The 19,288-nt window shown below is 36.3% G+C and carries 15 protein-coding genes; 11 read left to right on the plus strand and 4 right to left on the minus strand.

What is annotated here, in order from left to right; translation table 11 throughout:
* Positions 1 to 3: 3 nt before the first annotated feature.
* On the minus strand, positions 4 to 4,518 hold the full coding sequence (gene gltB, locus ACIEHO_RS03135) for a glutamate synthase large subunit (protein ID WP_406968541.1): 4,515 nt from the start codon (positions 4,516 to 4,518) through the stop codon (positions 4 to 6).
* Positions 4,519 to 4,985: 467 nt separating this feature from the next.
* On the opposite strand from gltB, the gene ACIEHO_RS03140 reads away from it, so the two are divergent.
* The 5 genes from ACIEHO_RS03140 to ACIEHO_RS03160 all read left to right on the plus strand — a co-directional run bounded on the left by ACIEHO_RS03140 (position 4,986) and on the right by ACIEHO_RS03160 (position 9,591).
* Positions 4,986 to 5,999 (plus strand): outer membrane beta-barrel protein, encoded by a 1,014-nt coding sequence (locus ACIEHO_RS03140; protein WP_406968543.1) that lies wholly within the window; start codon positions 4,986 to 4,988, stop codon positions 5,997 to 5,999.
* Positions 6,000 to 6,102: 103 nt separating this feature from the next.
* On the plus strand, positions 6,103 to 7,389 hold the full coding sequence (locus ACIEHO_RS03145; protein ID WP_406968545.1) for an ammonium transporter: 1,287 nt from the start codon (positions 6,103 to 6,105) through the stop codon (positions 7,387 to 7,389).
* A 142-nt stretch (positions 7,390 to 7,531) separates the two neighbouring features.
* Complete coding sequence (locus tag ACIEHO_RS03150; RefSeq protein WP_406968547.1) at positions 7,532 to 7,870, plus strand: P-II family nitrogen regulator; 339 nt, start codon at positions 7,532 to 7,534, stop codon at positions 7,868 to 7,870.
* Positions 7,871 to 7,898: 28 nt separating this feature from the next.
* Complete coding sequence (locus ACIEHO_RS03155; protein ID WP_406968549.1) at positions 7,899 to 9,128, plus strand: ammonium transporter; 1,230 nt, start codon at positions 7,899 to 7,901, stop codon at positions 9,126 to 9,128.
* A gap of 124 nt (positions 9,129 to 9,252) precedes the next feature.
* Positions 9,253 to 9,591, plus strand: a complete 339-nt coding sequence (locus ACIEHO_RS03160; RefSeq protein ID WP_406968551.1) for a P-II family nitrogen regulator — start codon at positions 9,253 to 9,255, stop codon at positions 9,589 to 9,591.
* Between the two features lie 78 nt (positions 9,592 to 9,669).
* Here the strand turns inward: ACIEHO_RS03160 and ACIEHO_RS03165 are convergent, their stop codons facing one another.
* Positions 9,670 to 12,252, minus strand: a complete 2,583-nt coding sequence (locus tag ACIEHO_RS03165) for a phosphoenolpyruvate carboxylase (protein ID WP_406968553.1) — start codon at positions 12,250 to 12,252, stop codon at positions 9,670 to 9,672.
* A 279-nt stretch (positions 12,253 to 12,531) separates the two neighbouring features.
* Here ACIEHO_RS03165 and ACIEHO_RS03170 point away from each other — a divergent pair, with 279 nt between their 5' ends.
* The 3 genes from ACIEHO_RS03170 (at position 12,532) to nadB (ending at position 17,051) form a co-directional block, all read left to right on the plus strand.
* Complete coding sequence (locus ACIEHO_RS03170) at positions 12,532 to 14,340, plus strand: hypothetical protein (RefSeq protein ID WP_406968555.1); 1,809 nt, start codon at positions 12,532 to 12,534, stop codon at positions 14,338 to 14,340.
* Positions 14,341 to 14,561: 221 nt separating this feature from the next.
* The gene (nadA, locus tag ACIEHO_RS03175) at positions 14,562 to 15,488 is read left to right on the plus strand and encodes a quinolinate synthase NadA (RefSeq protein WP_406968557.1); all 927 of its coding nucleotides are present in this window, start codon (positions 14,562 to 14,564) and stop codon (positions 15,486 to 15,488) included.
* Between the two features lie 6 nt (positions 15,489 to 15,494).
* Complete coding sequence (gene nadB, locus ACIEHO_RS03180; protein WP_406968559.1) at positions 15,495 to 17,051, plus strand: L-aspartate oxidase; 1,557 nt, start codon at positions 15,495 to 15,497, stop codon at positions 17,049 to 17,051.
* A gap of 48 nt (positions 17,052 to 17,099) precedes the next feature.
* Here the strand turns inward: nadB and ACIEHO_RS03185 are convergent, their stop codons facing one another.
* Positions 17,100 to 17,432: a single-stranded DNA-binding protein gene (locus tag ACIEHO_RS03185; RefSeq protein WP_406968561.1), complete on the minus strand. Its 333-nt coding sequence runs from the start codon at positions 17,430 to 17,432 to the stop codon at positions 17,100 to 17,102.
* Between the two features lie 162 nt (positions 17,433 to 17,594).
* Between ACIEHO_RS03185 and ACIEHO_RS03190 the strand changes: the two genes are divergently transcribed.
* The 3 genes from ACIEHO_RS03190 to ACIEHO_RS03200 all read left to right on the plus strand — a co-directional run bounded on the left by ACIEHO_RS03190 (position 17,595) and on the right by ACIEHO_RS03200 (position 18,664).
* Entirely contained in the window at positions 17,595 to 17,945 is a 351-nt protein-coding gene (locus ACIEHO_RS03190; protein ID WP_406968563.1) for a hypothetical protein, read from the plus strand.
* 123 nt (positions 17,946 to 18,068) lie between these two features.
* Positions 18,069 to 18,461: a hypothetical protein gene (locus ACIEHO_RS03195; protein ID WP_406968565.1), complete on the plus strand. Its 393-nt coding sequence runs from the start codon at positions 18,069 to 18,071 to the stop codon at positions 18,459 to 18,461.
* A gap of 8 nt (positions 18,462 to 18,469) precedes the next feature.
* The gene (locus tag ACIEHO_RS03200; protein WP_406968567.1) at positions 18,470 to 18,664 is read left to right on the plus strand and encodes a hypothetical protein; all 195 of its coding nucleotides are present in this window, start codon (positions 18,470 to 18,472) and stop codon (positions 18,662 to 18,664) included.
* Positions 18,665 to 18,666: 2 nt separating this feature from the next.
* Here ACIEHO_RS03200 and ACIEHO_RS03205 read toward each other — a convergent pair whose 3' ends face one another.
* A complete protein-coding gene (locus ACIEHO_RS03205; RefSeq protein ID WP_406968569.1) occupies positions 18,667 to 19,134 on the minus strand; it encodes a CBS domain-containing protein in 468 nt (155 codons plus the stop codon).
* Positions 19,135 to 19,288 lie beyond the last annotated feature (154 nt).

Consider the following 19,288-nt stretch of genomic DNA (forward strand, 5'->3'; position numbering starts at 1 on the left):
ACACTATGCTATTGTTAATTCTTCAACCATTTGTTCTTCTGTCTCTAAGCGCTTTAATGCACGCTTGTATTCTATTGGCATGACTTTTACAAAATCACCTAAGGTTTTATCCCAATTGGCTAGGAGTTCCTTACCACGGGTACTGTTTGTATAAATTACATGTTTTTCTATAAGATCTTTTAAATCGGCTGAATCTTCAGCTGATATATCCTCAAATTCAATGGTTTCAGTGTTGCACAAACCATTTACAAATTTATTTTGAGGGTCATAGACATAAGCAATACCGCCACTCATACCTGCGGCAAAGTTTCTTCCAGTTTTACCTAAAACAACTACTTTCCCACCTGTCATATATTCACAACAATGATCGCCTACACCTTCAACGACTGCGGAAGCTCCAGAGTTTCTAACAGCAAAACGCTCTCCGGCGATACCATTAATGTAAGCCTGTCCTTGAACGGCTCCAAATAAGCAAACATTGCCTACAATAATATTTTCTGCAGCTATAAAGTCTGCTTCGGCTGGTTTTTTAACAATAAGTTTTGCTCCAGATAAACCTTTACCTAGATAGTCATTGGTGTTTCCGTCAATAGTAAATGTTAAACCGTGTGCACCAAAAGCACCAAAACTTTGTCCTGCAGAACCCGTGAAATTGATATTCAAAGTGTCTTCTGGTAAACCTAGGTGACCGTATATTTTGGAAATTTCGTTACTAACAATAGCACCAACAGTACGGTTAATGTTGTTAATTGGATATGATAAATTCGTTTTTTCTTTTCTATAGAGAGCTCTGTGAGAATCTTTTAAAATAGTAAAGTCTAATACGTTTTCAAGATTGTGATCTTGTTCTTCCGTGTTTCGTACTGGCAATTGACTGTAAGCTCTAGGTCTGTATAGGATGCTCGATAAATCCAATCCTTTAGCTTTGTAATGTTTAATGGCTTTATTGGCATTAATTTTATGCGTTTGACCAACCATTTCGGCCAAAGTTCTAAATCCTAATTGAGCCATAATTCCTCTTAACTCCTCAGCAATGTAATAGAAGAAGTTAATAACGTGTTCTGGTGTGCCTTTAAAGTTTTTACGTAGCTCTTTATCTTGGGTGGCAATACCAACTGGACAAGTATTAAGGTGGCATTTACGCATCATAATACAACCTGAAGCCACTAATGGCGCTGTTGCAAATCCGAATTCTTCGGCACCTAGCAATGCAGCAATGGCAACATCGCGACCTGTTTTTAGTTGGCCATCACATTCTACAACAATTCGACTTCTTAAATTATTCAGTACTAAAGTTTGTTGCGCTTCTGACAAACCAAGCTCCCAAGGTAAACCGGCATGTTTCAACGATGTTAGTGGAGATGCTCCCGTACCACCATCGTAACCAGAAATTAAAACTACATCGGCTTTTGCTTTTGCAACACCAGCAGCAATGGTTCCTACACCAACTTCTGATACTAATTTAACATTAACTCTAGCATCCCGGTTAGCATTTTTAAGATCGAAGATTAATTGCGCTAAATCTTCAATGGAGTAAATATCGTGATGCGGTGGCGGTGAAATCAACCCTACAAAAGGTGTCGAGTTACGTGCCGCGGCAATCCATGGCAATACTTTTTCGCCAGGTAATTGACCACCTTCACCAGGTTTTGCACCTTGGGCCATTTTAATTTGAATTTCTCTAGCGTTTGTTAGGTAATGTGAAGTTACCCCAAAACGACCTGATGCGACTTGTTTTATCGCTGAATTTCGGCTATCGCCATTTACATCTTTTTGGAAACGTTTGCGGTCTTCGCCGCCTTCGCCAGAGTTCGATTTACCTCCAATACGATTCATGGCAATGGCCAAGTTTTCGTGGGCTTCTCTGGAGATAGACCCGTAAGACATCGCACCTGTTTTAAAACGTTTTACAATTTCCGTCCATGGCTCTACTTCATCAATAGGAATAGGATCCAGGTTGTCAAACTCGAATAAACCACGAATGGTCATTAAATTCTCGGCTTGTTCGTTAATGGCTTTAGCATAAACATCGTAGCTGGCTTGGTCACTCAAGCGAACGGCTTGTTGTAATTTGGAAACGGTTGTTGGGTTGAACAAGTGGCGCTCACCGTTACGTCTCCAACGATAATCGCCCCCAATGTTTAGGCCTAAACGCTTATCTATCAATTTATCTGGATACGCTAGTTTATAACGTTCGTTGATTTCTTTTTCAATTTCATATAAACCAATACCTTCGATTCTTGAAGCGGTATATGGGAAGTATTTTTCAACAAAGGCAGAGTTGAAACCTACAATTTCGAAAATTTGTGAACCTCGGTAAGAATGTAATGTTGAGATTCCAATTTTGTTCATGATTTTCAACAGACCTTTGCCAATAGCTTTGTTAAAGTTTTCAACGGCTTGGTCTTCGTTCATATTTTCAATAAAGCCTTCCTTTACCTGCATTCTGATGATTTCATTCACCATATATGGGTTGATGGCACTAGCACCATAACCAAACAAAGTGGCAAAGTGGTGCGGCTCACGAGGCTCAGCAGATTCAATAATAATATCGAAATATGAACGCTTACGTAAGCGATTCATTTGGTGGTTTACGTAAGAACACGCCAATAAAGAAGGTATTGGAGCGTAGTCTTTATTTACACCTCTATCTGATAATATAATAATGTTGGTACCTCTTTCTAAAGCTTTCGTAACTTGAATGATAATATCTTCAAGCGCATCTTCAAGTCCATTTAATCCTTGGGCTTTTGGATATAGAATATGAATAGTTTCAGTTTTAAAACCATCGATTGAAATCGTTCTGATTTTTTCTAAATCGGCATTGGAAATAACCGGATTCTGAATTCTTAATTTTCTACATTGTCTTTCTGTAATGCTGAAAATGTTTCGGTCTTTACCTAAATTCAAACTAATATCGGTTACAATTTCTTCTCGAATACCATCCAAAGGTGGGTTGGTAACCTGAGCGAACAATTGTTTAAAGTAGTTTGAAATAAGTTGAGGTCTATCAGATAATACGGCCAAAGGCGTATCTATTCCCATAGAACCCAGTGCTTCTTTGCCCACAATGGCCATTGGAGTAATAACCTCTTGAATATCTTCAAACGTGTAATTGAATAAACGTTGTCTTGTTTTTATATCGATAGTTTCTATCGGACAAGTTTCGTTAGTGTATGGCACGTCTCTTAAGTGCAAACGTGTTTTGTCCAACCATTCTTTATATGGTCTTTCTGAAACAATTTTGGATTTAATTTCTTCGTCTTCAATAATACGGCCTTCGTTCATGTCTACCAAGAACATTTTTCCAGGCTCTAATCTACCGTGGCTTTCAACATCTGAAGGAGGTACATTTACAACACCAATTTCAGAAGACATGATTAATTTACCACTTTTGGTAACCGTATATCTTGATGGTCTTAAACCATTTCTGTCAAGTAATGCGCCTATGTAATCACCATCTGTGAAAGGCACTGACGCAGGTCCATCCCATGGTTCCATGATACAGCCATTGTATTCGTAAAATGCCTTTTTATCTTCACTCATGGTGGCATGTTTTTCCCAAGCTTCAGGAATCATCATCATCATGATTTCTGGTAGGGAACGCCCAGTATGCGTTAATAATTCTACAACCATATCCATAGAAGCAGAATCAGATTTTCCTGGCAATATAATTGGGAACAATTTTTCGATTTGCGGTCCGAAAACTTCACTTTTCATAATTTCCTCACGTACACGCATTCTACTCACGTTTCCTCTTAGTGTATTGATTTCTCCATTTTGACACATAAAACGGAATGGCTGAGCCAGTTCCCAAGTTGGCATGGTGTTGGTAGAGAAACGCTGGTGTACTAGTGCCAAACGTGTTACTAAATCTATTTGCTGTAAATCGGTATAATAAGGACCGATGTCTTCTGGCATGATTATGCCTTTATAGATTAAGGTGGTTGATGATAAACTTGGTATGTAGAAATATAGGCTTTCAGATATTTTTGAGTTTAATATTTCATGCTCAGTGATTTTACGAGCAGCGTATAGTTTAGCCTTAAATGTGGCTTCATCAATATCTTCAGTTTTGCCAATAAATATTTGTTCTATATTAGGTTCTGAAGCCTTTGCTATTTCTCCTAATTGGCTAGAGTCTACAGGTACTTGTCTCCATCCTAAAACTGATAAACCTTGAGCCTTAACTTCGTTTTCGAAAGTAGTTTTACAAAATATATATTGGTTTGTATTTTTTGGTAAGAAAACCATACCTACAGCATACTCTCTTTGCTCGGGTATGTTAAAATCACAAACACGTTTAAAATAATCATGAGGGATATCAATAAGTAAACCCGCTCCATCACCGGTTTTTCCATCAGCACTTACACCGCCTCGGTGTTCTAATTTTACCAAAATCTCTAAGGCGTCATGAATGATTTGATTTGTTTTCTCGCCCTTAAGATTACAAATGAAACCAGCCCCGCAATTTGCGTGTTCGTATTCTGGTAAATAAAGTCCTTGTTTCGTCAGCATAATCAACAATTATTGGTTTTAAAACTTGAGTTGAAACGTAAAGATATGCACTAGTTTTTAAATTACAATAATGTGCTTTTCATTATTTCGATTTTAGAGGCTAATATGAGGTGAAAATAATTATATATCAATATTACTCCGCTTTTTTAATAAATATTCAAACGGATATTTTTTCAATATAAATACGGATATGTTAATTATAGTTAACGAATAATCCAATTAACCATAAAAATGTTATAAAAAAATGGAAAATACTGACAATAATACAAATGCGGTCTTTGTTGAAATATTAAAAAATGTAAAAATTTAATGAATACCCTTAAAAAAAAGGGGGGTAAATTAGAATATTGATAAAAATAAATTAATCACCCCTATTTTTTGTGGGGGTTAAAAGTTTTTCACATAGTTTTACGCCGTTCTTAAAGAAAAATTAACAACAAGAATTAATAACTTAAATGAAAACAATTATGAAAAAATTTATTACACTTTCAATGTTCTTAATGGCATTTAGTTTATTTGCTCAGGAAGAAGCGAGCAAGCTTACCATAAGTGGTAGTGTTGATGCTTATTATCAAACTTATCTAACAGCTCCAGATAATGTTGGTGCCACATTCGGTACTGCTTTTGCTGGTAAATCTGGCTTCGCATTAGGTATGGGTAACATTATTGCTAGTTATGAAGGAGAAAAAGTAGGTGCGGTTTTAGATTTAGTTACTGGCCCAAGAGGTGCGGGTGCTACTTTTAATACAGATATTGTTGATGGTATTGTTAATCAAGCTTATGTTTATTGGAATGTGTCTGAAGGTACTACCTTAACATTTGGTAGATGGAATACGTTCTTAGGCTATGAAGTTATTGCTCCAGCAGCAAACTTTAACTACAGCTGCTCGTATTTGTTTTCAAGCGGACCTTTCTCTCATATGGGTTTAAAAGCAGATTTTGCTTTGTCTGATGATTTTAGCTTAATGTTAGCTGTTACTAACCCATGGGATACAAATGATATATCTATGAGTGGTGAATATGCGCTTGGAGCTCAATTAGGTGCTTATGGCCAATACCTTAACTTTTACTATGATAGCGGGAATGCCGGTGGATTAGGTTTTGAAGTTGACTATACTGGTGGCTTTGACTTGTCAGATGCTTTCTTCTTAGGTATCAATGCTGCTTATAATGATAATGACGGTTCTGGTTTCTACGGTGCTGCCCTATACCCACAAATTGCTACTTCTGATAGCTTTTCTGTAGGTTTAAGGGGTGAGTATTTTGCTATACATGGTGATGGAGATGATTTACCATCTGTATTCGCTACAACTTTAACTGGAAGTTATACTGTAGATAACCTAATTATCAAACCAGAAATTAGACTAGACGCTTTAACTAATCAAGATGATGGTCAATTTTACGGAAACTTTGTTGACAGTGATGGAGTTGGTACAGATAGTTTAGCTGCATTTACTTTAGCTGCTATAGTTACATTCTAAGGGATGTAAAAAGAATATAACAAAAATGAATAAGGCAGGTTCATTACTCAATAAAGAACCTGTTTTATTCTTAATAATTAACTAACCCTAAAAATTATTTATTATGTCAATATTAAATATGCCCCTTATAATTCAAGATACCGCCGCAATAGAAGGCGACATGGGAATGCTGTGGATGCTAATTTCAGGTATTCTAGTATTCTTTATGCAAGCTGGATTCTTCTTAGTTGAGTCTGGTATGACAGATTCAAAGAACGCGGTAAACATTGCCATGAAAAACTTCTTGGACATCGCAGTTGGTTCTTTGGCTTTCTGGTTCATAGGGTATTCATTAATGTACGGTGCCGATCAAGGTGGAGGTTTTTTCCATTGGGGTGGTTTTATTTTCTCTCAGGGCGCTGCCGATTTATTCTTCCAAACGGTATTTGCCGCTACTGCAGCAACTATTGTTTCTGGAGCTATTGCAGGAAGAACAAAATTTACAACATATGCCATTTTTAGTGTTATACTAACGGCCTTTATTTACCCAATAGCTGGTGGATGGGAATGGAATGGCGGATGGTTAAATAATACTGATGGTATTATGCCAGCCGAATTTATCGATTTTGCAGGTTCTTCAATAGTTCACTCTGTTGGTGGATGGGCTGCCTTGATTGCCGCGTGGATGGTAGGTCCTAGAATTGGTAAGTTCCTTAACGGTAAACCAATCGAAATGCACGGTCACAACCAAATGTACGCTACTTTAGGTGTTTTTATCCTTTGGTTAGGATGGTTTGGTTTTAACGGTGGTTCTCAGTTGGCATGGGGTGGCGATGATGCTACCGGAGCTTCTCAAGTTGTACTTGTTACAAATTTAGCTGCTGCTGCTGGTGCTTTAGGTGCTTTATTGTTTACTTGGTTTAAAAATGGAAAACCAAATTTAAGTATGACTTTAAATGGTGCTCTTGCTGGTTTGGTAAGTATAACTGCTGGTTGTGGTAACATGACGGAAGGTGGTGCCGTATTAGCTGGATTAGTAGGTGGTTTACTAGTTGTGTTATCAATTGGTTTTATAGAAAAAACGTTAAAAATTGATGATGCTGTAGGTGCTATTTCTGTTCACGGTGTAGCCGGAGCCTGGGGAACCTTAGTGATTGGTCTTTGGGGTGTTGACGGTGACGCTGGTATAGGTTTGTTCAATGGTGGTGGAGCTGCTCAACTAGGAGCTCAAGCTATCGGAGTTATTGCTTACGCTATTTGGGCTATGGTTTTATCTTTCATATTCCTATATATTATGAAAGTAACAGTTGGACTTAGAGTTTCTGAAAAAGAAGAAATTGATGGTCTAGACTGGGCAGAGCATGGTTCAATCGCTTACCCAGGTAAGAGACAAAGAGAAGTTGAAGAGTAAAATAAGATTATAAGAATGTCAAAAGGTGCCTTTGTTTAAGGGCACTTTTTGAATATTTGGCAAAGTACAATAAATAAGTGTTTTAGGGGAATCAAATAATTTCCTAGTTTTAGCAAACTAAAATTAAATAAGATTACAGATTATGAAAAAAATTGAAGCAATTATTAGAAAATCAAAATACAACGTTGTAAAAGATGCGTTGCACGACGTAGGTGTAAACTTCTTTTCTTATTGGGATGTAACCGGTCTTGGTAATGAGAAAGAAGGACATGTTTACAGAGGTGTGTCATATAGTACTAGTGATATTCAACGTAGATATTTATCGATAGTTGTAAATGATGATTTTGCAGAAAAAACAGTTCAAACCATTATAAGTTCTGCTGGAACGGGCGAAGTAGGTGATGGTAAAATATTCGTATCAGATATAGATGAGTGCTACAGAATACGAACAGGTGAAAAAGGCGGAGAAACTTTAAAATAATTAATACAAAACATAAAAAACAATTATAATGGAAGGATTATTTACAGCAAACAATGTATGGATGATGATCTGTACAGCATTGGTTTTCTTTATGCATACAGGTTTTGCATTTTTAGAAATCGGGCTAACAAGACAAAAAAATACAATAAACATATTATTTAAAAACATATTTATTATCACGGCAGGGCTGCTACTATATTATATAGCAGGTTTCAATTTAATGTACCCTGGATTTGCAGAAGGTTCTGCTGGGGTTTTTGATTTTGCAGGATTCGGAATTGCTGCACCAGAAAATGGAATGACAACAGAATACGCTGATGGTGGTTACACTTGGTGGACAGATTTCTTATTTCAAGGTATGTTTGCAGCCACTGCAGCCACTATTGTTTCTGGAGCTGTTGCAGAGCGTATAAAAATTGGACCTTTTATGATATTTACTGTACTATATGTAGGTATTATTTACCCAATTGCTGGATCATGGAAATGGGGTGGCGGATTCTTAGATCAATTAGGATTCTATGATTTTGCTGGTTCTACTTTAGTGCATTCAGTTGGAGGATGGGCTGCTTTAGTAGCCGTTTGGTTATTGGGTGCTAGAATAGGTAAATTTAAAAACGGAAAAGCGCAAGCGATTCCTGGTCATAGTATTCCTATGGCAACCGCAGGTGTGCTTATACTTTGGCTAGGATGGTTTGGCTTTAATGGAGGCTCTGTGCTTTCAGCTGATCCAGAATTAACGTCGTTAACTTTAGTTACAACGTGTTTGGCTGCTGCTGCTGGCGGTGTAGTTGCTGCTTTGGTTTCGTTCTTAAAGTATAAAAACCTTGATTTAACCATGTTCTTAAATGGTATTTTAGGTGGTTTGGTTGGTATTACTGCTGGTGCAGATGTTATGACACCAGAAAGTGCAATCATCATTGGTGCTATTGCAGGTGCACTTATTGTATTTGCTGTTAGTTTTATTGATGCTATTAAATTAGACGACCCTGTTGGTGCTATTGCGGTTCATTTAGTATGTGGTATTTGGGGTACTTTGGCAGTTGGTATTTTCTCTACTAATCCAGACCATACATTCATAGCTCAATTAACAGGTGTAGCTTGCTACGCAGGAATTTGTATAGCGTCTTCATTCTTAATATTCTTTGTGTTGAAGAAAACTGTAGGTATCAGGGTTTCTGAAAAAGAAGAATTGGAAGGGCTTGATGCTCACGAGCACGGTATGGATGCTTATGCTGATTTTAGATTGAATGAGCATTAATATATAATAAATTAAATTTGATATAATTAAGGATGCCTTTTTAAAAAGGCATCCTTTTTTTTGTTATCTTGAATACTGATTTAAATTTAAGAGTGTTTGAATAGTTTATTATATTTTTAAAATCATGAAAAAAATTGAAGCAATTATAAGAAAATCTAAGTTTAGTTTGGTTAAAGAGGCCCTTCACGATGTTGGGGTTAACTTTTTTTCTTATTGGGATGTTACCGGATTGGGTAACGAAAAAGAAGGTCATGTGTATAGGGGTATCTCCTATAGCACAAGTGATATTCAAAGAAGGTATCTTTCTATAGTAGTTAATGATGATTTTGCTGAAGCCGCCATTGGAGCCATTATAAAATCCGCAAGTACAGGCGAAGTGGGCGATGGTAAAATTTTTGTTTCTGACATCGGAGAGGCTTTTAGAATTCGAACAGGTAGTAAAGGCGGCGATACCTTAAATTAAATAGTAGAGAATTATTTACGCATAAAAAGGGCTAATTCGAAAGAATTAGCCCTTTTTATGTATATAATCATTCTTGTATTAAGCCGAGTTTCTACTGGCGTTAATATTACCAAATAACGATCGGGTAACTATTTTTTCAAAAATCTTTTTCTCATCGTTATCAATTCCGGCTTTTTCAAATTCTTGAACCTTTTTAAGGGCGTATTGCTGAATGGTTAAAAGTGGTAAAACAATCGATTCTCTTACCTGAATGGAGGCTTTACCAGAAGGTTCGTTTTCCATCAGATCTTCGTATCCTGTTAATTTAAGCAATAGACTTTTAGTGGTCAAGTATTCTTCGTGGATAATGTTCCAAAACGCACCAAATTCTTCGTCGTTAGACATGTATTTTGTAAGGTCGAAGAATGATTTTGTTAAGGACATCATACTGTTTTCCAACAGTGTTTTGAAGAATTTAGAGTTTTTGTAAAGTTGCTCTACTTTATCAAATTCACCTCTGTCTTCATATTGTTTCAATGCCGTACCAACACCAAAGAAACCTGGTACATTTTGCTTTAACTGGCTCCATGACCCAACAAACGGAATGGCACGTAAATCTGAAAACACCAATTTATCTGAGTTTCCTCTTTTGGATGGTCTACTGCCTATATTGGTTTTGGCGTAGTATTTTAAAGTGCTCATGCGTTCTAAATAAGGAATAAACATCTCGTGGCTTTTAAAGTCTTTATAGGTTTGGTAGCTCGTCTCTGCCAAATCATTCATAACCGCCCTGTCTTCGTCAGACATTCTGTTCTTTTCCTTGAGTTTATTCATAATACCAGAACTAATTAACTGCTCAAGGTTGTACTGAGACGAATCTAAAGTCCCGAAATTAGAGCTAATAGTTTGTCCCTGTATAGTTAACTGTACTTCTTTATCTTCAATTGTTGGCCCCAAAGATGAATAGAATTGGTGGGTTTTACCTCCTCCACGTGCTGGTGGTCCACCTCGTCCGTCAAAAAATATGGCAGTAACATCATATTTTCTAGACATTTCGGTAAGCAGTTCTTTAGCTTTATAAATTCCCCAGTTAGCCATTAAGTAACCACCATCTTTAGTTCCGTCAGAGAAACCTAGCATTATGGTTTGTTTCATGCCTCTGGCCTTTAAGTGGGCCATATATTCTGGGTTGGTGTACAATTGTTCCATAACGCCTGGCGCATTTTCCAGGTCGGTAATGGTTTCAAATAAAGGCACTACATCAACCGTTAGTTCATCTTTAAAGGCAACAATTTTAAGCATAGCAAACAGCTGCATCATATTTAAAGCTGTTTGGTTGTTGCTTATTATATAGCGGTTCGCTCCGCGTTCGCCATTGCTCTTTTGGATGTCTTTAATTATTGAAATAGTCTTAAGGGTATTACGTACCATTTCGTCTTCAAAAGCATCTAAGTCTTCAATACTGTCGTTAGCTTTTGAAAGAATTTCAATTTGTTCACTTTCAGATAAATCGTGATAGTTATCTGGGAACGAAGAGTTACCCTGTGCTATTAAATGATCTATAACCGTTGTGAAAACTGAATGGTGTATGCGGCTGTCTTGCCTTATGTCTAGCGTAGCAAAATTATATCCAAACATATGCACCTTATTAATTAGGTTGTTAATTTCGGCAACATATAGTGATTGGTGCTCATCAATAATAACCTGTCTTATACTAAGAAGCTCTTTAATTAATTCTTTGGAATCTATGGTTTTTTTCCTGTTGAGGTCTATGCTGTATTTGTATAAAATGGTTTCCAATTTTATAATACGCTCTTCAACCCCTCTAAACGTAAGCTTTCTTCTTAGTTTTTTTAGGTCTTGGTAATATTTTTTAAGTACGGCTTGCTTGAGTTTGTTGGCTACTTTTAAAGTGGTTTCTGGTTTTACAAACGGGTTACCATCTCTATCGCCACCGGGCCAAAATCCAATGTTTATAATCTCATTGTGCTTTTTGCCATCCGTATAGATATTTTGCTGTATGTAATTGTAAATTTCGCTAAATGATTCGTAAAATACGTTTTCTAAATACCAGATTAAACTTTTAGCTTCATCGTAAGGTGTGGGCTTTGTGTGCTTAAAAAAAGGCGTTTTTCCCAATTGTCCAAACAAGTTGTTGATTTCAGAAAGGTTGTTTTCCTTGATGGCCTCGGTTAAATCCGTTATAATACCAAGTACCGAGCCTGGGTAAAACTGTGTGGGATGGGCCGTTAGTACTATTCTAACTTTAAACTCATCAAGATATTGTTTTAACTCTTCTAACTTGCCTTCAGAATTTGCAGACCCTTTAAGGTTTCTTAATGTACCAACACCTTCCATGTTATTCACTACCGGAAAAGCGGCATCCTCAATGGCGTCAAACAGTACAACTTGCCTTTCAATATATTGTATAAACCTAAAAAGAAGATTTATTTGGCTTTCTTTGGTACGACGTGCTTGGTATTTCTTGAAAAAGGTATCAACTATAGTGGTGGGGTCGTCTCCTTGTTTAAAGCCCTTTTCGCATGTTTCATGAAATAAAGGGAGCAAAACTCCGGTTTTTGTAACCGAATCAAAAGGTAAAGTCATGAATATACTATTGTATATTTGATACTTTGACAAAACACTTTGGTTGAATCTAGTTAATTTTGGCTCTACTGACATATAATTTTTTTTTCTATTGAAAATTAAGCATAAAAATACTAAAGCTAGACCTAAACAACACAGCCTGTTTTAAGTTTTATCAAATTTTATCCTTTAAAGAAACCTGATTAAGAATAATTAAATAAAATGGGGGCTATGGCCCTATCTTTTTAATTAATTATGGGGTTGTTTTCAGTTTTTTCCTCCATTAGTTCATCAATTGTATGAGAATGTAGTATGATATTTGTCATATTCTGCCATAACATAACTATTTACCTTTGTCGATCAAATATAAAAAACATGAAAAAAGCGCACACGTTTCACATTCCGGTAATGGGCATTGGTTTCACTGTTGATACACCTTTAAAGGTGGCTCAGTATGGAATGGATTCCGTGATTTCTTTGGTAGATGATATTTTACTTGAGAAATTAAGAAAAATGTACAGCGAAAAGTTTGAGATACCTTATAAAGAAATTACCAATAAAGTTGAAGACTTTAGGGCCAAAAGAATAACCTCTTACCTGAACCTAATCAACGATTTGGCGGATAAAAATTTCCAAGCATTAAAAAATGTTACGGCAAAAGTTAACAAAGAGCTTTTAGCTTATATAAATATGCTTCCCAGTGGCTCGAAGTTAAAAAGTGAGTTTGAAAATTTAATCTCAAAACAACTCGATGATGCCGAAATAAATAAGTGGACTTCAGAAAACCTGGTAATGGGTGCCATTGATGTTAATATTATGACCAAGGTTGATAAGGACAATTACCAAAAGGACGAAAAACTTCCCGTTGAATTTAATGATGCCCATGCAGCTTTAAGGGGCTTTGCAAAAAGTAAATTGAATTCTTCTGTCGTGCTTTCGGCTGGAATGAACCCAAGACTTTATGCCTACATGGCACAGTTTGATGATTTTTATCCAGATGCAAAGGGGCATTTTAAAAAACGTATTATTTTAAAGGTAAGTGATTATAGGTCAGCCTTGATTCAAGGTAAGTTTTTGGCCAAAAAGGGCTTGTGGGTTTCAGAGTATCGAATAGAATCTGGACTCAATTGCGGAGGGCATGCATTTGCCACCGATGGTTATCTTCTAGGGCCAGTACTCAATGAGTTTAAAGAAAACCGAAATGCGTTGCAAGCAACCATTTTCAATGTTATAAAAGAAGAGTTGTTAAGACAGAATCGAGCTGTTCCAAGCGAGGAATTATCATTTCAAATTACAGCTCAAGGAGGTGTTGGTACACAGGAGGAACACAACTTTTTGTTAGAGCACTATAATTTAGATTCTGTGGGATGGGGAAGTCCATTTTTGCTTGTGCCAGAGGCTACAACCGTTGATGCCAAAACTCTAAAAAAATTAGAAAAAGCTAAAGAAGAGGATTTGTATTTAAGCGATATTTCTCCTTTGGGCGTGCCATTTAACAACCTGAAAAATAACACGAAGGATATTGAAAAGCAGGTTTTAATAGATAAAGGTAGACCGGGCAGTTCGTGTCCTAAAAAGTTTGTAGCGCTAAACAAAGAGTTTAAAGAAACTGGAATGTGTACAGCTTCCAGAGAGTTTCAATATTTAAAAATAAAAGGGCTCGAAGGCGCAGGGTTGAATGCCGACGAATATCAAAAACAATATGATAAAGTAATAGAAAAATCTTGTACTTGTGTTGGTTTGGGTACATCGGCACTTTTGGCTTATGATTTAGATACAAAAACCGAAGGCGAAGGCGTTTCTATTTGTCCAGGTCCTAACATGGCCTATTATTCTAAAATTATGAGTTTAGCTAATATTACTGACCATATCTATGGGCGAGACAATATGGTTTCACATAGCGATAGGCCTAATTTGTTTGTTAAAGAACTGGGTATTTATATGGATTACCTCAGAAAAAAAATAGAGGAAGCCAAAAGCTCAATGAGCAAAAAAGAACAGAAATATTTAACCACTTTCGCTAAAAATTTAAAGTTGGGAGTTTCTTATTACCAAAACTTGTTTAATAATCTAAAAGATACTTTTTCTGAAGTAAAGTTCGCCGTTTTAAACGAATTGGATAGGAGCGAGCAAGATTTGGAAGGTATTTTAACGGCCATGGAAGTAGAGCTAGTTGAGGCCTAAAGATGCTGTTTTGCTTTAAATTAGCTTTTTGTTTTCTGAATTATTAAAGACTTTGGTTAACAATTATTTAAAAAATCAATAAAATCGTTGAAGGTATTTTATAAGGGAATATTTTTTAAACGAAACGCAATCCATTAAACAGATTAATTAGGATATTTGCATAAAAATGGCCGCATTTACTTTACGCAGCTAGTTTTGTAATCATACTTTTATAGTTTAAAATGGATTTAGTAAAAGAAATTAAAAGGCTAAAGGAAGAAAAGAATGCTGTGATTTTGGCGCACTACTATCAGGTTGGCGAAATACAGGATATTGCAGATTATGTAGGAGATAGTTTGGGCCTATCGCAAAGGGCTGCCGAAACCGATGCTGATATTATCGTATTTGCCGGCGTGCATTTTATGGCTGAAACGGCTAAAATTTTAAATCCTAGTAAAACGGTTGTTTTGCCCGATTTAAATGCAGGGTGTTCTTTGGCAGATTCTTGTCCACCGGAAGCCTTTGAGGAATTTACAAAGGCACATCCAGATCATATAGTGATTACTTATGTAAACTGCTCGGCAGAAATAAAGGCGTTAAGCGATATTGTTTGTACGTCCTCTAACGCTTTAAAAATTGTGGAGTCTATACCTAAAAAGACCCCAATTATTTTTGCGCCCGATAGAAATTTGGGACGTTACATTATTAATGAAACCGGCAGAGATATGCTACTTTGGGATGGTAGTTGTGTGGTTCATGAAGCTTTTTCAATGGATAAATTGATTGAACTTCACAAAAAGCACCCCGATTATAAAATTATAGCGCACCCCGAATCTGAAACTCATATTTTAGATACCGCAACCTATGTTGGTTCAACTTCGGGAATGATTAATTATGTAAAGGAACATCAAGACCAGAAGTTTATAGTTGCAACAGAAGCGGGAATTCTCCATAAAATGCAACTGGAAATGCCGAATACTGAATTGGTGCCTGCGCCAGCAAAGGAAGACAATACCTGTGCGTGCAGCGAGTGCCATTTCATGAAAATGAATACCCTTCAAAAATTATACGACTGTTTGTTGAACGAGTCGCCTCAAATTGATGTAAACCCTGCCATAATAGACCGCGCTTTATTGCCTATTCAGCGCATGTTGGAGTTGTCTAAATAACATAACATGACTTCAGATTATCTCGTCATAGGTTCTGGTGTTGCAGGTTTAACTTTCTCGGTTAAAATAGCTGAAAAATTTCCCGAAAGGAAAGTGGTTATAGTAACAAAAGCGGATGAAGACGAGTCCAATACAAAGTACGCCCAAGGCGGTGTGGCCATTGTTTTAAATAAAGAAGACGATTCTTTCAAAAAGCATATTCAGGATACGTTAATTGCAGGTGATGGCCTTTGCCAGAAAGGCGTTGTAGAAATGGTTGTGGAGGAAGGCCCAGATAGACTTGAAGAGCTTTTACTTTGGGGTGCCAATTTTGATGTTGATGATGCCGGAAAATTTGATTTGGGAAAAGAAGGTGGGCATTCAGAATACCGTATCGTCCATCATAAAGACATTACTGGTTATGAAATTGAACGTGCACTGCTGCAAAGAGTTCACCAATTACCCAATATAACCATTTTACCGCATCATTTTGCTATTGATATAGTAACAAACCATCACATTAAAAGCGCTTCTACCGACAAATTGACCTGCTTTGGGGCCTATGTTCTCGATCAAAAAACAGGAAGAATTTTCACCATAAAGGCAAAAAGCACCTTGTTGGCTTCAGGTGGTATAGGTTGTGTTTATGGGCATACCACAAACCCCGTTATTGCCACTGGAGACGGTATAGCTATGGCTTACCGAGCCAAAGCCCGAATTGAAGACATGGAATTTGTGCAGTTTCATCCAACGGCGCTTTATGAGGCCAAAGGGGAGTCGTCATTTTTAATTTCTGAAGCGGTTCGTGGTTTTGGTGCTTATTTGCGTAACAAAAAGGGGTATCGGTTTATGCCCGATTATGATGAAAGAGCCGAATTGGCCTCTCGCGATATTGTTTCACAAAGTATAGATAATGAACTAAAAAAGTCTGGAGACACTAATGTTTATTTAGATTGTACCCATTTAGATATGGAGGCTTTTAAAAGCCATTTTCCCAATATCTATAGTGAATGTCTAAAACGACATATTAATGTTGAAACCGATTGGATACCGGTAGTGCCAGCATCACATTATTTGTGTGGAGGCATAAAGGTGAATACAAAAGGAAAAACAACCATTAAAAATTTATTTGCTTGTGGTGAATGTTCTAGAACAGGGTTGCATGGTGCCAATAGGTTGGCATCAAACTCGCTTTTAGAAGCTTTGGTTTATGCTCATAATATTTACAGACACCATTGTGAACATCAAATTGAAACTGTAAATATTGAAATTCCAGATTGGAATGATGAAGGTACAACCATAACTAAAGAGCATGTTTTAATTCAGCATAACTTAAAAGAATTACAGGCCTTAATGCGCGATTATGTTGGAATTGTAAGAAGCAACAGGCGGTTAAAAAGGGCAATCAAGCGAATTGATTTGATTCACAGTGAAGTCGAGGATTTGTATAGGGAGTCTAAAATATCCACATCATTATGTGAGCTAAGAAATATGGTTAACATTGCCCATCTTATTATTGTACAGTCATTAGAAAGAACCGAAAACAAGGGAGGGTACTTTAATATTGATAATGTTAAAAAGTAAAGCCGGTACTAAAACCGGCTTTACTAAGATTTAAAGGTCAAAAAAAGATTACTTGCCAAGCATTAGCAATTCACTACAAACCACCTCTGTGATGTAGCGTTTGTTGCCTTCTTTATCGTCGTAACTACGCGAGGTTAACTTGCCTTCAATAGCAATTTCTTTACCTTTTGAAACGTATTTTTCAATAATTTGTGCCGTTTTTCCCCAGGCCACAATGTTGTGCCACTGTGTGTCAGTTATTTTTTCTCCTTTGTTGTTGGTGTAACTTTCGTTAGTGGCAATGTTGAATTTTGCCAATGTCTTACCAGATTCTAGATTGATGATTTCCGGATCGTTTCCTAAATTTCCAATCAACTGTACTTTGTTTCTTAGCGTGCTCATAATTTAAATTTTAATGTTAAACAGTTAATACTATCGAGTTCTTATGTTTCGACACTGCAAATATTGCTCAAACTTAAAAGGTTATTCGGTTTTTACTTATTTATTATCGTTTGTAAATGTTTGTTGTCGTTTGTAAACGAATAATTTTTCATATATTGTGGCATGAAAAAACAATGTCTGGAATGTGGCGATAAGATTATTGGCAGAATCGATAAAAAGTTCTGTAGTGACGGTTGTAGAAATTCTTATAACAACCGAATCAACAAAGACAGCAAAAACCTAATCAGGAACACCAATAATAGATTGAGAAAAAATTATCGGATTCTAGAAAAGCTTAATCCCAATCAAAAAACCACGGCTTCAAGAGGAAAGCTTATTGAAGCAGGTTTTGATTTTAACTATTTTACAAGCATTTATACTACTAAATCCGGCAAAGTATATTACTTTGTTTACGATCAGGGTTACCTGCCTTTGGATGGCGATTACTATGCTCTGGTTAAAAGAGAAAGTTAATTGCCTATGGTTGTTAGTATGTTTGTTTTAAATGGCTTTTCTGGGATTTTGATGCCTGTAATAATGTTTTAGGTGGTTATTATTATTGGCTTGATTTTATTTTACTACAGCAACAAAAATATAATGCTTCGGGAGTTTAAAAAAAGTAGACGAAAACCTATTCATCGAATTCAGGAAAAAGAATATGCTAAAACAATAGGTAAAGCAAAACACCTGGGTGAGCCATTAATAGCTCCGTTGAGCGGAAGAAAGTGTGTGTATGGCCATATTCTATTAGAAGTAAAGGGAAACAAAAATTGGCGAAAAATAATTAATGACCAAAAATCACAAGACTTTTTTATTGAAAGCAACTCCGAAACGGCCATCGTTAAAATAGGTTCTATGCATAAATGTATGCGTCGGTTTTATTTGGTAAAAGACTTTGCGAAAAATTCGGGATTTAGAAATGATGCTCCTGAAAAGCTGGAAGCTTATCTTAAAATGCACAATAAAAAAAGCACTCGTTTTTTTGTATAAACAAAAGGATGCGCTTCAAAGAAGGTATTATAGAACTTAATGAGCCCATCTCCGTAAAAGGAATTGCCCAATGGAAAACGTTAAAACAACCTGTTGAAGGGTATTCCTATTCAAAAATATTGACTTTATCGGGAACAAAAAAAGAAAAGCTATTGGTTACAGTTGAACCAATAGCTTTGCAAAAAGTTAATGACAGATTATAATTTTATTTCCAGTTATGGCCTTTTAGCTGCATGGCAGCTTTTAGTATATCTTTTTGACTTATTTGTCCCACTAATTTACCGTTTTCAACGATTGGGAAACGGCGTCTTTTTGCGCTCAGGAACTTATTGGCTGCATCAAAAATGTTCATATTGCCGTCAATAGTTTCCACATTCTGAACCATATGCTTTTCAATGGTTTGGTCTTGCATTGGCATATTGTAATAACGACTTTCACTAATTTGTTTGATGCAATCACCTTCAGAAATAATACCAATCAACTCATGTTTATCATTAACTACTGGTCCACCAGAAATCCTGTTTTTTATTATGGCTTCCATAACACTTTCAATGCTTTGGTCTGGTGTAAACGTAATTAAGTCGGTAGTCATATAGTCGCTAACGCTTAATGACTGTGTGTCGGCAGTATTAGACTGGTTTCTTCTGGCTCCTTGAAAACTCTTTATTCCCATAAATATCAAATTTAAATAAACTTAAATATACTCATTTTTTATGATAAATCCTAAAATCAATGGCTTTCAAGTTTAAATAAAAGCTCATTTTTTAATAATAATCAAAATAATTAGCTTTCTTTTAAGGATTTAAATGTTAAATTTTTATAGTTTT

The organism is Flavisericum labens (assembly GCF_045446075.1).
Lineage (GTDB): Bacteria > Bacteroidota > Bacteroidia > Flavobacteriales > Flavobacteriaceae > Flavisericum > Flavisericum labens.

Coding starts and splice junctions, on each gene's coding strand:
- ACIEHO_RS03145 (WP_406968545.1), top strand. CDS start 6,103: ATGTCAATATTAAATATGCCCCTTATAATTCAAGATACCGCCGCAATA.
- nadB (WP_406968559.1), top strand. CDS start 15,495: ATGACTTCAGATTATCTCGTCATAGGTTCTGGTGTTGCAGGTTTAACT.
- ACIEHO_RS03200 (WP_406968567.1), top strand. CDS start 18,470: ATGCGCTTCAAAGAAGGTATTATAGAACTTAATGAGCCCATCTCCGTA.
- ACIEHO_RS03165 (WP_406968553.1), bottom strand. CDS start 12,252: ATGTCAGTAGAGCCAAAATTAACTAGATTCAACCAAAGTGTTTTGTCA.
- ACIEHO_RS03140 (WP_406968543.1), top strand. CDS start 4,986: ATGAAAAAATTTATTACACTTTCAATGTTCTTAATGGCATTTAGTTTA.
- ACIEHO_RS03160 (WP_406968551.1), top strand. CDS start 9,253: ATGAAAAAAATTGAAGCAATTATAAGAAAATCTAAGTTTAGTTTGGTT.
- ACIEHO_RS03150 (WP_406968547.1), top strand. CDS start 7,532: ATGAAAAAAATTGAAGCAATTATTAGAAAATCAAAATACAACGTTGTA.
- gltB (WP_406968541.1), bottom strand. CDS start 4,518: ATGCTGACGAAACAAGGACTTTATTTACCAGAATACGAACACGCAAAT.
- ACIEHO_RS03195 (WP_406968565.1), top strand. CDS start 18,069: ATGCTTCGGGAGTTTAAAAAAAGTAGACGAAAACCTATTCATCGAATT.
- ACIEHO_RS03205 (WP_406968569.1), bottom strand. CDS start 19,134: ATGGGAATAAAGAGTTTTCAAGGAGCCAGAAGAAACCAGTCTAATACT.
- ACIEHO_RS03170 (WP_406968555.1), top strand. CDS start 12,532: ATGAAAAAAGCGCACACGTTTCACATTCCGGTAATGGGCATTGGTTTC.
- nadA (WP_406968557.1), top strand. CDS start 14,562: ATGGATTTAGTAAAAGAAATTAAAAGGCTAAAGGAAGAAAAGAATGCT.
- ACIEHO_RS03185 (WP_406968561.1), bottom strand. CDS start 17,432: ATGAGCACGCTAAGAAACAAAGTACAGTTGATTGGAAATTTAGGAAAC.
- ACIEHO_RS03155 (WP_406968549.1), top strand. CDS start 7,899: ATGGAAGGATTATTTACAGCAAACAATGTATGGATGATGATCTGTACA.
- ACIEHO_RS03190 (WP_406968563.1), top strand. CDS start 17,595: ATGAAAAAACAATGTCTGGAATGTGGCGATAAGATTATTGGCAGAATC.